This window comes from Mucilaginibacter sp. MD40, assembly GCF_002288635.1.
GTDB lineage: Bacteria > Bacteroidota > Bacteroidia > Sphingobacteriales > Sphingobacteriaceae > Mucilaginibacter.
The window spans coordinates 71496-85862 of the sequence record NZ_NRSW01000001.1 but is presented as its reverse complement, the minus strand read 5'-3'; the positions used below and the strand labels follow the sequence as shown (position 1 = coordinate 85862).

Genomic DNA, 14367 nt, shown 5'->3' with positions numbered 1-14367 from the left:
ATTTTTACTTTTTAATTTTTACTTAGTAACGGTAGTATTCCGGTTTAAACGGACCTTCTACGGTTACGCCGATGTATTCAGCCTGGTCCTGATCTAAAACTTCCAGTTCCACACCAATTTTAGCCAGGTGTAAACGGGCAACTTTTTCGTCCAGGTGTTTTGGCAGGGTGTACACTTTGTTTTCATAAACATCGCCGTTGGTCCAAAGCTCTAACTGGGCCAAAGTTTGGTTGGTGAAGCTGTTACTCATTACAAAGCTTGGGTGGCCGGTAGCGCAACCTAAGTTTACCAAACGGCCTTCTGCTAATACAATAACATCTTTACCTTCAATGGTATATTTATCAACCTGAGGCTTAATTTCTACTTTAGTATTGCCATAAGCGCCGTTTAACCAGGCCATGTCGATCTCGTTATCAAAGTGGCCTATGTTACAAACAATGGCTTTATCTTTCAGCGCGCGGAAGTGTTCTTCGCGAACAATGTTTTTGTTACCGGTAGCGGTAACCACAATATCAGCCTCGGCAACAGCGGTAGAAAGTTTTTTAACTTCGTAACCTTCCATAGCGGCTTGCAGGGCGCAGATCGGGTCGATCTCGGTAACAATTACACGAACGCCAGAGTTACGCAATGAATCGGCAGAACCTTTACCTACGTCGCCGTAACCGCAAACAACAGCTACTTTACCGGCCATCATTACGTCGGTAGCGCGACGGATAGCGTCAACCAGCGATTCGCGGCAACCGTATTTGTTATCGAATTTTGATTTGGTAACCGAATCGTTAACGTTAATTGCCGGCATAGGTAGGGTACCGTTCTTCATACGCTCATACAGGCGGTGTACACCGGTAGTGGTTTCTTCAGAAAGGCCTTTAATGTTAGCGATCAGTTCAGGGTATTTATCCAGTACCATGTTGGTTAAGTCGCCACCATCATCCAAAATCATGTTTAATGGTTTGCGATCTTCACCAAAGAACAGGGTTTGCTCAATACACCAGTCAAACTCCTCAGCGTTCATGCCTTTCCAGGCGTAAACAGAAGTACCGGCAGCAGCGATAGCGGCAGCGGCGTGGTCCTGGGTAGAGAATATATTGCATGACGACCAGGTAACTTCGGCACCCAGCTCTATCAATGTTTCAATTAAAACAGCAGTTTGGATGGTCATGTGCAGGCAGCCCGCTATACGCGCGCCGGCCAAAGGTTTGCTTGCGCCATACTCGGCACGCAGCGCCATTAAACCCGGCATTTCCGCCTCGGCCAATTCAATCTCTTTACGACCCCACTCGGCCAGTGAAAGGTCCTTCACTTTATACTTAACGTATGCAGTTTCTACTGTTGACATATTATTGTTTTTTTAAGTGAGGCAAAGTTAAGGATTTTTTACCTAAGTGGTTAAAATACAATTATCAGCCGAATATAATAAAACGGAGTGCTTTATAGCTAAAGGTTGTGTAGGAGTCAGTATGAACTTGTCAAAGACCTATATGCGCGAGAGTGGTTCGACAAGCTCACCATGACAAGATGAATAAACCATCTGTCATTGCGTGCGATAGCGTGGCAATCCTCTACTTAGTTAGAGAGGGGCTTGGGACATGCTTAAATAGCTGGCTTATCGTTCTCCGCAGCCTGGGCTACATTGCCGCCGCGGCCTTTGGCATCAAACACGCGGAACTTTACAGTGCCTGTAGCATCAACCGGGCCGGTATATTCAGGACTACCAGCAGTTGGCTCCGCGCCGTTGGTGGTGTAGCGGATAACCATGCCGGGGTATTGCATGTTGGCATAGTACTTACCGTCTTTTAATATTACGCCGGGCTTAGGTATCCTGAAGGCGTAGCCTCCGCCCTCGTAGGCCAGGCGCGGTAGTTCGCGTTTGCCCAGTACGTTCACAAACCGGCTCCAGTCGGCGTTGTACATTTGTTTAGCTTTGGCCGAGTCGAGCTCGGTTGTCCAGGCGGGGTCTTTGGCCCAGGCACGTTCACCCAGGGCAATCAGCTTAGGGAATATCATGTATTCCATTTGCTGGGGTGTTTTTACGGTTTCGGCCCAAAGCGCACCTTGCAAGCCTATAATATTCTCCTTGCCATAATCGGTAAGGCGCTGTTTGCCCACAAACATGCGGCGGTCAATAGGTTTGCCGTTCTTGTCCACATCGGTATTCTTAAAATAATCGAATGGGATAAAGGAGAAGAATTTATCTATCCCCAAAAACGCGCCCCAGTAATAGCCCGGCTCGTCCCAGCTTTTGTAGGTGGCCATGTCAAAATACAGGTTGGTAACGCAGGTAAGCACGGTTTTGTAGCCCGCATTAGCCAGTTTATAGGCAAGGTCTTCCTGCCCGTCGCCCAGTACATTGTTCCACACATCCACCTGCATGCCTTCGTTCACAAACTGAGGGTTAGGCAAGTAAGTGGGGTGGCCATCCAGTGTGGTTTTGCGCAGGGCCATTTCTTCCCAGCCTGCCAGAGTAATATTTTTCTTTTTCAGGATGCTGTTCACGCGGCCGTAGAAGTAGTACCACAGGTCGCCGGTGTTTTTAATTTCGGGATGCGTTTTACGGAGCGCTTCGTAAGCGGGAGATTTTTCCCAAACATGCGCGGGTACCTCATCGCCACCGAAGTGGATGGCAGGCAGCGGTGCACCGGCTTGTTTGTACATAGCAACCAGGTCATCAACCACGCGCTCAACAAAGGTGTAGGTTGATGGCAACGAAACGTCTATCACGTTATCGTTCCAGTACTGTACCGAGCGGTAGGCCGATTGGTCGCCAGCGTCATACAGTAAATATTTTGAAGCTTCGGCCTTTTTACCAGCAGCCACCAGGCGGTTATAGCGGGCCTGCATGGCTTTAATGGCGCCGCGGGCATGGCCGGGCGTTTCAATCTCGGGCATTACGGTAATGTGGCGCTCGTTGGCGTATTTAAGTATCTCTATATAATCCGCAACGGAGTAGAAACCTGTACCGGCAGGGTTGCTAAAATCGGGCCCGGAACCATGCGAGGCCGGTAAAAAGTTTTTGCTATCCAGCGTATGGCCGCGTTTTGAGGCTACGGAAGTCAGCTCGGGCAGTGAGGGTATCTCTATGCGCCAACCCTCATCATCGGTAAGGTGCATGTGCAGCACGTTGAGCTTGTAGGCACCCATAAGATCCAGCAGGCGCAGCACCTGCTTTTTATTCTGAAAGTTACGGGCGACATCCAGCATCACGGCACGGTAGCCAAAACGCGGCGAGTCTTTCACCTCCACGCAAGGGAGGGTAACACTTTTCTGCTTGTCTGTGTATACTGTGGGCGGACAAAGGTTCTTTAATGATTGTATGCCATAGAACATCCCTGCCTCTGTAGAAGCGTTGATCTGAATGGCATTGGGCTTTACGCTTAACTCATAACCTTCCTTACCAAAGCCGACTTTGTAACCCAGGGTTATGGTATTGGCACTGCCGGTGGCGGGTGGCACACCGAATGTACTAAGCAACCAGGTATCTAATTTTTTAAGTTCTTTTGTAAAGCGTGCATCGGTAGCCGTCAGCTTAACACCGGCAGCAAGGGTGAATGTGCCTTCAGTTTCCTGGTAGCTTAACGGCAGGGGGACAATCTTAGACAGTTGACCGGCGGGAATATCAATAATGGTCTTGTTTTGGTTATAGATCACCTCAGGCGTAACAAGTCCGGGATATTTTGGATCAAGCGGTTTGATGATGAAGTTGCCGGGCAGATAGCCTTTGTCGGGCGCGGCATCCCAAACAAAGTAAGGGCCCTCGATAGCGTCGGTATAGTTTACAACGATATTTTCGCAGATGTACTCGATACGGGCGCTTTCGCCGGGTTTTATGGCGGTAAAGTTTTGATTGGGGGTAATGCTGTAGAGGTCGCCATTTACGGGTAATATTTTGGCGTTACCGCTTACCGCATCGGCCATAAAGTTGCGCGATGAGTTGAAGTATATCTTCCAGCCACCGGCGGGCAGCGTTTCAGTTCCGTTATTAGTGATAATGAGCGCCGTTAGCGATTGCTGCTTGTTTTTGTAATTGTAATCAACCACCTCCCAGGTAAGGGTAAGGTTTTTAGCATTAAATACCGGGGCGGCAGCAAATGCGGTAACATTCGCGAACGCGATAACCATCAGGATAATAAAACGGCGCATGGCTTATTCAGGTTTTGTTTAACCGTAAATATAGCCAGTAAATCCGCGTAGCAATCTACTTTTTAAAATATTTTTTAAAGTGCGAATTTCACCCAGCCATTACCCTCGTTGCCAAAGATGAATTGTTTAGGATGAATGATCTCGGCCAGTATCTCCAGCGAGTCCACTATCCTTGGGCCGGGGCGGTTAAAATACTGGTTGCCATCGGCAATATACACACGGTTGTTTTTTACGGCTTTAAGTTCCGCAAAACCGGGGCGGCTTAAAAGCAGGCCCACCTCGCTCATAGTGCGCTCTATGGAGAAGCCGCAAGGCATCAGCAGGATAATATCCGGGTCGGCAGCAACAATATCGCTCCACTCCACATAAGGCGAATGTTTGCCAGCCTGCGCCAGTACCGGTGTACCACCTGCAATACTCACCAGTTCGGGGATCCAGTTGCCCGAGATCATCAAGGGCTCCAGCCATTCCACGCAGGCAATGCTGGGTTTCAGCTCCATAAACTTCAGCTTATGGCGAATAATATCGATACGCTCGGTGAGGTCTTCTAAAAGTTGCTCGCCTTTATCGGCGGCGCCTAAAACAGCGGCAACGTGTGTGATGTCGTTTAAGATCTCATCCAAACTATTAGGTTGCAGGGAAATGATCTGCGCGGGTTTATCCAGGTAGTCGCTCAGGGCTTGTTCAACCTCGGGCAGGCTTACGGCACACACCTCGCACTGGGCCTGGGTGAGTACTACATCCGGTTGCAGGTCTTTTATCACGTCGCGCTTTACGGTGTAAACGGATAGCGCATCAGCCAGTATCTCCTTCACCTTTACGTCTATCTCGGCACTGCTTAAACCATCAGGGAAGTTGGCTTCAGAACATACCGGTAATTGCTGCACACTCTCCGGGTAATCGCACTCGTGCGATCGGCCCACCAAACGGTCTTCCAGTCCTAAGGCACAAACAATTTCGGTAGCGGCAGGCAGTAGCGATACAATTCTTTCCGGCATGGTGTTATTAGTTTGCAATGATTAGTGCGCAGTTTGCAGCTATCCATTGATGAGGTTGCAAATATGCGATTTTTGATTTTGTGTTGAGTAATGATTTGGTTGATACCGCTCAATTGCCGCGGAGGGCTGTTACTTTTTGCTTGATCAAAAAGTAACCAAAAAATCAAGTCAGCAAAGAGGCTTCTTACCCACAAGGCCTTTGCCCTGCAATCAGGCAGAACCACGGGCTGCAATAGATTGTCGCTACTTCGTTCGCACAAGCCTTCGCTTCGGGCAAGTATTGCTATGCCCCTGCCAATTCGCACGCCCCACCAATGTTCTGCCCGCTTTCGCCCGAAGCTTTTTTGCTGACATGGAGAAGAAAGAACAAGAAAAATAAGCTGCGGCGATGAACCTGACGCCACCGAATTTATGCGGCCTTCGCAAAAGGCGGTAAGCACAGTCATTGCAGCAGCAGAAACTTGAAAGCGTTTTGCGGCAGCCGCGAGTTTTATTGATTGTTATTTGTTTTAGTAGGTATCAATGAGCTCGCTGTTGCTCGGTTCTTTTTGGTACTTTTTCTTTTGCGGAAAAAGAAAAAGTACAACCACAATCGACTCATTAATTACTGCCTTTCCTAATAGAATACTAATTTGGAAATTGCCTGTTTCCGACAAGTACTTATAGGCATAGCGTGTGGAGTGCTGAAATTAATTCGTTAACATCAATAACAGTTTAATTTAACTATTAACCATATCTTTACACCGATGATATTCCTGACCTTTTTCATCGGTATCATAGCCAATTTTATCGGTTATGTACCACCCGGTAATATTAACCTTACACTGGTACAAATTACCATTAACCGTGGCATGAAACAGGCGTTGCAGTTTATCATCGCTTTTTCGTGCGTTGAGTTTTTCTTCACTTTTTTTGTGATGCTGGGGGCCAGGTGGCTGGCCGAACAGGTAAAGCTGGATACCATTATTGACTGGGTAATGGTACTGCTGTTTACCGTGCTGGGTATTATTGCCTGGCGCAGCAGGAATAAGCCGGTAAAAACCACCTACTCCGAACATGCCAGCATCAAATACGGCATATTATTAGGTTTTTTAAACCCCATGCAGATACCCTTCTGGATGGTGACCGGCACTTATCTCATCACCCATGAATGGATATTGGACCAGAAATTTCCATTGGTCATCTTTAGCGTAGGCTCGGCCTGTGGTGCATTCCTGGCACTGTTCCTGTACGCCAAGTTTGCCGGCTACATAAAAAAGAAATTTGAACTCAGCAACCGCTTTATTGATACAGGTATCGCGATACTTTTCTTTTCATTCGCCGCCTACCATATATTTAAGCAGCTGTATCTGGTGTTTTTTAAGCATCATTAAATATAACTAATTTACCATGCTGATAACGAAGCCTGTTATGCGTTAATCTACAACTGACAGATTCTCCCCTGTCGCTCAAATGGCACCGGTAAGTGATTTATCGGCTAACAAAGAGGCTAATTATTCACCTTGAGCTTTACGTTCCATATCTTCTCTGCCTTGCGGCCTACCAACCAGAACGATAAAGCCAGTATAGCGAAAAACAGCGTTTTATTGGTGTGTTCCCAAAAATATTCGAAGTACTTGGTGTATAGTGAGATGATGAGGAAAGTAATGCCAAATTCGCGGGCTATAGCATCTTTATATTTTAAACCGTAGAGCAGGAACAGTGCGGCTACCACTGCTGATATAATGCCCCAATAATAAAGGCTGATCTGCTTAATATGCCACCAGTTATCCAGGCTGCCGTAATTGCCAAAAATGCTTAACAACCATAACGACATAAACAGGTAGAGCATCCCTACTATATACGTGAGTTCCCAAAAATAGGCAAACCATTTACGGCCTTTAAGCAGGTGACAAACGCTTACCAGAACCATCCCGAATACCACAAAACGCAGCGGGTAGTTCATCCCCAGGAAATATAGCGCCCAATTGGTTTGATAACCCGTTTCGGTGCCAAACCAACTGCCTAATGATACCAGCGCGAAAAGCCATATGAGCCTTGACTGCATGCGGTAAGCTAAAAAGGCATACACAAAAACCGATAGCAGGAATAAAATGGAATAATGCCCCGAGCCATTATCTAACGCTTTGCCCAGGTAGGCGATACAGCTTGCCGTAAAAAATACGCCGAGAAATATGGTGGCCTCATTACTGAATATCTTTTCGGGATGCTGTTTTTCTCGCAATCGCCCCAGGTAAAACAGGCCGGCAGCGGCCACGCCTGATAGCAGGCTGATCACCAGATCGGGCGTGTAATAAAGTTTTTTTATCCAGTTGAGCACAGCGTCGTCCACAATAAACGAGCCTATGGCAATGGCACCACAAAAAAGAGAAACCCAAATGCTGTATTTAGCCAGGCGCATCCAGTCGAACCCTTTTACTTCGTATGAATTACGAAGCTGCTGAGCCTGTGCGGTATTTACCAGGTGTTCTTTTTCCCAAAAAGCAATAGTGCTGTTTAAAAAATCACTTTCCTGTTTATCGAGGTTAAGTTTAGCCATGTTAGTGCTAAATTAATCATTTATTGGTTAACTCACCCCGGCGTCGCTACACTCGCCGACCCTCTCTGCTACGCAAATAGGGTGAATAATAGGTTCCGGTGGGTAATGGTAGTACTGTTTAACTCACCCCGGCATCGCTATGCTCGCCTAACCTCTCTGCTGCGCAAAGAGGGTGAGGGAGAGAAAGAAAGATACCTTGTTCTTGCATCGGGCGTTTGTAAAATAAGTAAAAACCTTTCGGCAATTTGTTTTGTCGTTATACCTTTGCCGGGTCTTATGAAAATATATCACCATATTAACGATTTTACACCTTTAGCGAACGCGGTGGTTACTATTGGTACGTTTGATGGTGTGCATATAGGCCACCGCAAAATTATCGCGCATATTAAAGAGCTTGCCCAGCGCAGCAATGGCGAAACGGTTATTCTTACCTTTTTTCCGCATCCGCGTATGATATTGCATCCGGAGGATGAAAGCCTCAAGCTAATTAATACCATTAATGAGAAAGCCGAGTTACTGGAGCAGTTGGGTGTAGATCACTTGATCATTACCCCATTCTCTCGCGATTTTTCTAACCAAACGGCAGAAGAGTACATCCGCGATATCCTGGTGAACAAGATAGGCACCAAAACTATTGTGATCGGTTATGACCACCGTTTTGGGAAAGACCGCCAGGGTGGTTTGGATGATCTGCTGCGTTTATCGCCATGCTATGGGTTTAATGTGGTAGAGATACCTGAGCAGGATATCAACGACGTGGCCATTAGTTCCACCCGTATAAGGGAGGCTTTGCTCGTTAATGATATCTATATTGCCAACGAGTGCCTGGGTTATCCATTTTTTATTACCGGTAAGGTGATACGGGGCGACCAGTTGGGGCGGGAGCTCGGCTACCCAACCGCGAACTTACTTGTTGAAGAAAGCTATAAACTGATACCTGATGACGGCATATTTGCCGTACGTGTAAAAGTAAACGGACAGCAGTATAATGGTATGGCCTATATAGGCCACCGGCCAACAGTGAATGGAATGAGCCGCAACATAGAGGTGAATATCTTTGATTTTAGCGAGGATATATATAACCAGCAGTTGCGCATGGAGTTCCTGCACTTTGTACGCGGCGATATCAAATTCGCATCACTGGATGAGCTTGTGGTGCAGTTGGGTAAAGACAAAGAAGAAGTGCAGGCCCTTTTAATCATGAACGGGCCGCAGTTTAACGCGTAAGGTTCGTTTTGTGTTTCATTAGGGATTGCAGTGCTTGTATAAATCGTTTGTGGATGTTACGTTTTTCGCGGTTATCTATTTAGGGGCGCTCAAGAGGGCTTCGCCGTTCTTTTCTCTCAAAAGAAAGTAACCAAAGAAAAGTCGCGACTTGGTAACGCGCTGCAATGTTTCTGATATTACCTTAGCCTGTACTACCCGCACGTTACGCTATGTCGCATTTGTTCGGTGTGGTTCTGTCTGTGGTATTTTCTTCTGATTGTCAGCAAAAAAGCTTCGGACGAAAGCAGGCAGAACAGTGGTGGCCTTGTGCATGGCAAAGGCATAGCAATACTTGCCTGAAGCGATAGCTATGAGTGAACGAAGTGGCGGCAAGATTTGCAGCCCGTGGTTCTGCCCGCTTTGCAGGGCAAAGGCCCTGAGCGAAAAGAAGCCTCTTTGCTGATTTGATTTTTTGGTTACTTTTTGATCAAGCAAAAAGTAACAGCCCTCCGCGGCAATTGAGCGGGCTAACGTTAATTTCGGCACCCGGATAAATGTGTATAGCTGAAATAAATTCAGCAAAAACGGATTGTAATTATTCTCCCTTCGGTTCTTTCAACCCCCTTATCTTCCCAACCAGTTCCATTACCTCATGGGCATCTTCAATCTTAAAACTACCGCTGCGGGTTCTGCGTAAGCGCGATAGGTAAGCGCCGTTGTTAAGCGCCTTTCCGAAATCATTTACCAGTGAACGGATATAGGTGCCTTTGCTGCACACTACCCTAAAGTCAACCTCGGGCAGTTCTATGCGGGTGATCTCAAACTCATTGATCGTTACGGTACGTGCCCGTAACTCCACTTCTTCGCCGCGGCGGGCTTTTTCGTAAAGGCGTTCGCCATCTATCTTAATGGCCGAGTGGGCTGGTGGGTATTGCTGTATCTCACCCATGAATTGCGCGCAGGTGGCATAGATCTGTTCCGGAGTGAGGTGATCTACTTCGAAAAGTTTTTCAGGCTCGCTTTCCAGATCGTAAGTTGGCGTTGTTGAGCCCAATACCATGGTGCCGGTATATTCTTTTTCCTCGGCCTGGAAGGTATCTATCTGTTTGGTCATTTTACCGGTGCAGATGATGAGCAGGCCGGTAGCCAACGGGTCCAGAGTGCCGGCATGGCCAACCTTTAGCTTCAGCGGTTTAAAAGCGTTGCGAATTTTGCCTACCACATCAAAGCTGGTCCATTTGTAGGGCTTATTAACGAGCAGCAGTTGCCCTTCGGCAAAATCTTGTATAGAGTTGAACATTATATAGCGAACAGCCTGCTCAAAAACAGGCTTGGTTAGCTGGCAAAACTACCGAAAATTTGATTTATATTAGTGACATACCCAATACCCTGTGTCACAATGAGAAAAATAGCTTTTTTATTGGTACCGGCACTTGTAATGTTAAGTGCGGCCATGCTTCACGCGCAGGACATCCGCAAAATGATGGACACCACTAAATACGGCCGTAACCCTGCCGTTGGTAAATATGCCAGTATCCGTGGCATTAAAATGTATTACGAGGTTTATGGCAAAGGCGAGCCGCTGCTTATCATCCACGGTAATGGTGGTTCTATCAATAACTTCCTGTTTCAGATACCCTACTTTGCTAAGAAGTACCAGGTGATATTGGCCGACAGTCGCGCGCAGGGCAAAACCATTGACCATGCCGATTCCTTGAGTTATGAGATGATCACCGATGACCTGGACGCCTTGCTCGATCATTTAAAGATAAAAAATGCCAATGTGATAGGCTGGAGCGATGGGGGGATTGAAGGCTTACTAATGGCCATTCGCCATCCGGATAAGGTAAAAAAGCTGGCCGTTACGGGCGCTAATCTGCGCCCTGATACCACTGCCGTTGACCCCTACATCCAAAAAATGGTAATGGCAGAAAATATAAAGGGTGCAGACTCATTAAAAAAGATGAAGAACCCGCCGGCTGAAATGAAGAATCAACTCAAGCTGATGCACCTGTTATCATACGAGCCGCATATTGATGCCCGCGAGCTTGGAAAAATAACTTGCCCTGTAATGGTCATAGCCGGCGACCATGATGTAATTACCGTGCAGCATACTGTAGAAATATTTGAAAATATCCCGAAGGCTTATTTGTGGATATTACCTAATTCCGGCCATTCTACACCCATATTTTACAGGGATATGTTTAACCAGACAGTAGGTGATTTTTTTGAGAAACCTTATCGCAGTATAAGTAAAGGACTACGATTCAATTAACGTAACCTGTCGGCAGATTTTACCAGCTTTTCATCGCGCTGAATGGCCTTAACGGCAAATATCAGCATGATGATGCTCAGTGAGGTGAGGAACAGGCCTATACCCATATTTTTATACTCCAGTGTAATAGGGCCAACTACCTTTTTAACGGTTTGCGCCATCCAGAAGCTATAGCCTATAAGCACCAGGATAGTGCTGTATATTAACGCTATTTGCTGTTTGCGGTTTTTATACATAAAGATAACCGCCAACGGTATTAAGCCCACAATAGCGGTAATAATGCTAAGGGCCACAAACGACTGTACGGGTTTATCTACCCCGTTTACATTTTCAGATACCCCGGTAACCGCTATGTTAACCAATTTGCCGTCAATAAAAAGGCCATGCGCCAGCGGAAAAATAAACAGACCGAATAATACCAGCGAAGCGAACAGTAAGTATATGGATTGGATACGTTGCAACATATTTATCTATTTTAACAGGTGCTCAAAGATAGAACGGTAAATTGTAAATCTAAAATGGTAAATGATGCTAACTTTGCGCCGTGGCAAACACCCAACGCTATTTTATAGAGCTAAGTTATGATGGTACACGCTACCATGGCTGGCAGGTACAGCCCAACGCAATAACCGTGCAGGAACTGCTGGATAAAGCTTTAACCACGTTGTTGCGCCAACCCGTTGAAACTGTAGGTTGCGGCCGTACAGATACCGGCGTGCATGCTACGCAGTTTTTCGCGCATTTTGAAGCCCCCCGGCCCCCTGAAGGGGGAGCCGAAGATGCACTTCAAAAATTCCCCCTTCAGGGCGTTAGGGGGCTTAACGCCTTATTGCCTCACGATATAGCTATTAAACGCATATTTGCAGTTGATGATGAAATGCACGCCCGCTTCAGTGCCACGCAACGTTCATACGAGTACCGTATCCATTTTCAAAAAGATCCGTTCCTGCATAACCGCTCGTGGCTGCAGCGGGATAAGCCCGATATCGAGTTGATGAACCAGGCGGCTGCTATCATCATGGAATATTCAGATTTTAGCTGTTTCAGCAAGAGCAATACACAGGTGTTTACTAATAATTGTAAAATTGTAAATGCCCGGTGGGAACAAACACTCAATGGTATTGTATTTAAAATATCGGCCGATAGGTTTTTGCGTAACATGGTGCGTGCTATTGTAGGTACGCTGATGATGGTGGGTAAGGGAGAGATAGCGCCGCAGGAAGTTCGTAAAATAATTGAAAGCAAAAACCGAAGCAACGCCGGTACAAGCGTACCAGCCTGTGGCTTGTATTTAACGGAGGTTAAGTATTAACCCCCCAGCCCCCTGGTGGGGGAGTAGTATATAAAAATGGCGAAACAGGATAAAGAGAGCAAATCAAAAGTTCCCCCTTCAGGGGGTGCAGGGGGTACTGTTACCGGTAAGGCCTTTGACTGGCATCTGTTCAAGCGGATATTGCATTACGTGGCGCCTTATAACCGCACGTTTGTAGTAGCTACCATATTAACTATACTCATAGCTGCTATAGCGCTAGTACAGCCTATACTGGTACAAATTACGCTGGATAAATATATATTGGGCAATAATTACAACGGCCTGGTATTAATGGTTGGTTTTATGCTGCTGCAACTGCTGGTGCAGTCTGTTACGCAATACTACCAAACTTACCTTACCAACGCTTTGGGCCAGTCGGTTATCCGCGATCTGCGTAAAGATGTTTTTAACCACATCACCAGTCTGCGCCTGCGTTATTTTGACCGTACACCCATCGGGATGCTCATTACCCGTACCGTATCAGATTTGGAAACCATTGCTGATATTTTTTCTGAGGGGCTGATATCCATTATGGGCGATCTGCTGCTGGTAATCGCGGTTATCGGGTACATGCTGTGGCAGGATTGGAAACTGGCTTTAATAACGCTTATCCCGATGCCTTTCCTGTTTGCCTCAACGTACGTTTTTAAGGAGGCCATCAAATCATCGTTCCAGGAAGTGCGCACACAGGTGGCACAGCTCAATACCTTCTTGGCCGAGCATATCAGCGGCATCAGTATTATCCAGTACTTTGCTCGTGAGGAACAGGAGATGCGCAAATTTGTGGCGGTTAACACCAAATACCGCGATGCCAACATCCGCTCCAATTGGTATTATTCTATCTTTTTCCCGGTTGTTGAAATATTATTTGCCATTTGTATCGCGCTGCTGGTTTGGTATGGCTGTAAACGTATTTTGAATGACGAGCAGATGCACATGCTCTCGGCATCGCCCAATGGCATTACACCGGGTGTAATTACCGGGTTTATTGTATTGCTCAACATGCTTTTTAGGCCTATACGCCAGCTTGCCGATAAATTTAATACCCTGCAAATGGGTATGGTAGGTGCCGACCGTATTTTTAAGGTTTTGGATACCGATGACGTAGCACCGAATGAAGGTACGCTTGCCCCAGCCGTTTTGCGGGGCGATATCCAATTCAATAACGTTTGGTTTGCCTATAATGATGAGAACTGGGTGCTTAAAGATATCAGCTTTCATGTTAAGCCCGGTGAAACGCTGGCATTGGTAGGTGCTACAGGTGCGGGCAAGTCATCCACCATCAACATCCTTAACCGCTTTTATGACATTGGTAAGGGAGAGGTTAAAGTAGATGGGCACGATATAAGCGGGTACAGCGTGGATTACCTGCGCTCAAAGATCGCTACCGTTATACAGGACGTATTTTTGTTTACCGATACCATTGGCAATAACATTAGCCTCAACAATGAGTCTATCACCCGTGAACAGGTGATAGCGGCGGCTAAAGATGTGGGCGCCCATGAGTTTATTGAGCGTTTACCCGGCGGGTATGATTATAATGTGATGGAGCGCGGCTCCACGCTGTCGGCAGGGCAGGCACAGCTTATTTCGTTTATCCGGGCGCTGGTTTATGACCCGGCCATACTGGTGCTGGATGAGGCCACTTCATCTGTAGATACCGAAACCGAGCTGCTCATACAGAATGCCATTAACAAGCTCATGCAGGGTCGTACGGCTATTGTAATAGCGCACCGCTTGTCCACCATTCAAAATGCCGACAAGATCATTGTGCTTGACCACGGCGAGATAAAGGAGATGGGTACCCATCAGCAATTGCTGCGTATAGAAAACGGCTATTACCGTAAACTTTACGACCTGCAATTTAATTCAGCAGGTATAGCGAAGGGTGTTTGAT

12 protein-coding genes are annotated in these 14367 nt (G+C 46.7%); 5 read left to right on the top strand and 7 right to left on the bottom strand.

Annotated features, from left to right (window positions below; genetic code table 11):
* Positions 1 to 22: 22 nt before the first annotated feature.
* The 3 genes from ahcY to CKK33_RS00395 all read right to left on the bottom strand — a co-directional run bounded on the left by ahcY (position 23) and on the right by CKK33_RS00395 (position 5138).
* Positions 23 to 1339 carry an adenosylhomocysteinase gene (gene ahcY / locus CKK33_RS00405; protein ID WP_095702204.1) on the bottom strand — a complete coding sequence of 439 codons (1317 nt, stop codon included), beginning with the start codon at positions 1337 to 1339 and terminating at the stop codon, positions 23 to 25.
* Between the two features lie 254 nt (positions 1340 to 1593).
* A complete protein-coding gene (locus tag CKK33_RS00400; RefSeq protein WP_095702203.1) occupies positions 1594 to 4140 on the bottom strand; it encodes a family 20 glycosylhydrolase in 2547 nt (848 codons plus the stop codon).
* Positions 4141 to 4214: 74 nt separating this feature from the next.
* Positions 4215 to 5138 (bottom strand): cobalamin-binding protein, encoded by a 924-nt coding sequence (locus CKK33_RS00395; protein WP_095702202.1) that lies wholly within the window; start codon positions 5136 to 5138, stop codon positions 4215 to 4217.
* Positions 5139 to 5884: 746 nt separating this feature from the next.
* Here CKK33_RS00395 and CKK33_RS00390 point away from each other — a divergent pair.
* Entirely contained in the window at positions 5885 to 6511 is a 627-nt protein-coding gene (locus tag CKK33_RS00390) for a LysE family translocator (RefSeq protein ID WP_095702201.1), read from the top strand.
* 116 nt (positions 6512 to 6627) lie between these two features.
* Here the strand turns inward: CKK33_RS00390 and CKK33_RS00385 are convergent, their stop codons facing one another.
* Entirely contained in the window at positions 6628 to 7677 is a 1050-nt protein-coding gene (locus CKK33_RS00385) for a DUF2157 domain-containing protein (RefSeq protein WP_095702200.1), read from the bottom strand.
* A 276-nt stretch (positions 7678 to 7953) separates the two neighbouring features.
* Between CKK33_RS00385 and CKK33_RS00380 the strand changes: the two genes are divergently transcribed.
* On the top strand, positions 7954 to 8904 hold the full coding sequence (locus CKK33_RS00380) for a bifunctional riboflavin kinase/FAD synthetase (protein ID WP_095702199.1): 951 nt from the start codon (positions 7954 to 7956) through the stop codon (positions 8902 to 8904).
* 207 nt (positions 8905 to 9111) lie between these two features.
* Here the strand turns inward: CKK33_RS00380 and CKK33_RS00375 are convergent, their stop codons facing one another.
* Positions 9112 to 9429 (bottom strand): hypothetical protein, encoded by a 318-nt coding sequence (locus CKK33_RS00375; RefSeq protein WP_095702198.1) that lies wholly within the window; start codon positions 9427 to 9429, stop codon positions 9112 to 9114.
* A gap of 49 nt (positions 9430 to 9478) precedes the next feature.
* Positions 9479 to 10183: a tRNA pseudouridine(55) synthase TruB gene (gene truB / locus CKK33_RS00370; RefSeq protein WP_095702197.1), complete on the bottom strand. Its 705-nt coding sequence runs from the start codon at positions 10181 to 10183 to the stop codon at positions 9479 to 9481.
* Between the two features lie 99 nt (positions 10184 to 10282).
* On the opposite strand from truB, the gene CKK33_RS00365 reads away from it, so the two are divergent.
* Positions 10283 to 11158 carry an alpha/beta fold hydrolase gene (locus tag CKK33_RS00365; RefSeq protein WP_095702196.1) on the top strand — a complete coding sequence of 292 codons (876 nt, stop codon included), beginning with the start codon at positions 10283 to 10285 and terminating at the stop codon, positions 11156 to 11158.
* On the opposite strand, the gene CKK33_RS00360 is transcribed toward CKK33_RS00365, so the two are convergent.
* Positions 11155 to 11622, bottom strand: coding sequence for a DUF4293 domain-containing protein (locus CKK33_RS00360; RefSeq protein WP_095702195.1), 468 nt, complete (start codon positions 11620 to 11622; stop codon positions 11155 to 11157). The two genes, CKK33_RS00365 and CKK33_RS00360, sit on opposite strands and share 4 nt — an antisense overlap.
* A gap of 80 nt (positions 11623 to 11702) precedes the next feature.
* Here CKK33_RS00360 and truA point away from each other — a divergent pair, with 80 nt between their 5' ends.
* Together truA and CKK33_RS00350 are read left to right on the top strand one after the other, a co-directional pair.
* Positions 11703 to 12470: a tRNA pseudouridine(38-40) synthase TruA gene (truA, locus tag CKK33_RS00355; RefSeq protein WP_095702194.1), complete on the top strand. Its 768-nt coding sequence runs from the start codon at positions 11703 to 11705 to the stop codon at positions 12468 to 12470.
* A 36-nt stretch (positions 12471 to 12506) separates the two neighbouring features.
* On the top strand, positions 12507 to 14366 hold the full coding sequence (locus CKK33_RS00350; protein ID WP_095702193.1) for an ABC transporter ATP-binding protein: 1860 nt from the start codon (positions 12507 to 12509) through the stop codon (positions 14364 to 14366).
* Position 14367: the final 1 nt, after the last annotated feature.

What these genes read in the sequence shown, in the direction of transcription:
- ahcY (WP_095702204.1), bottom strand. Translation starts at nt 1,339, where the DNA reads ATGTCAACAGTAGAAACTGCATACGTTAAGTATAAAGTGAAGGACCTT.
- CKK33_RS00400 (WP_095702203.1), bottom strand. Translation starts at nt 4,140, where the DNA reads ATGCGCCGTTTTATTATCCTGATGGTTATCGCGTTCGCGAATGTTACC.
- CKK33_RS00395 (WP_095702202.1), bottom strand. Translation starts at nt 5,138, where the DNA reads ATGCCGGAAAGAATTGTATCGCTACTGCCTGCCGCTACCGAAATTGTT.
- CKK33_RS00390 (WP_095702201.1), top strand. Translation starts at nt 5,885, where the DNA reads ATGATATTCCTGACCTTTTTCATCGGTATCATAGCCAATTTTATCGGT.
- CKK33_RS00385 (WP_095702200.1), bottom strand. Translation starts at nt 7,677, where the DNA reads ATGGCTAAACTTAACCTCGATAAACAGGAAAGTGATTTTTTAAACAGC.
- CKK33_RS00380 (WP_095702199.1), top strand. Translation starts at nt 7,954, where the DNA reads ATGAAAATATATCACCATATTAACGATTTTACACCTTTAGCGAACGCG.
- truB (WP_095702197.1), bottom strand. Translation starts at nt 10,183, where the DNA reads ATGTTCAACTCTATACAAGATTTTGCCGAAGGGCAACTGCTGCTCGTT.
- CKK33_RS00365 (WP_095702196.1), top strand. Translation starts at nt 10,283, where the DNA reads ATGAGAAAAATAGCTTTTTTATTGGTACCGGCACTTGTAATGTTAAGT.
- CKK33_RS00360 (WP_095702195.1), bottom strand. Translation starts at nt 11,622, where the DNA reads ATGTTGCAACGTATCCAATCCATATACTTACTGTTCGCTTCGCTGGTA.
- CKK33_RS00350 (WP_095702193.1), top strand. Translation starts at nt 12,507, where the DNA reads ATGGCGAAACAGGATAAAGAGAGCAAATCAAAAGTTCCCCCTTCAGGG.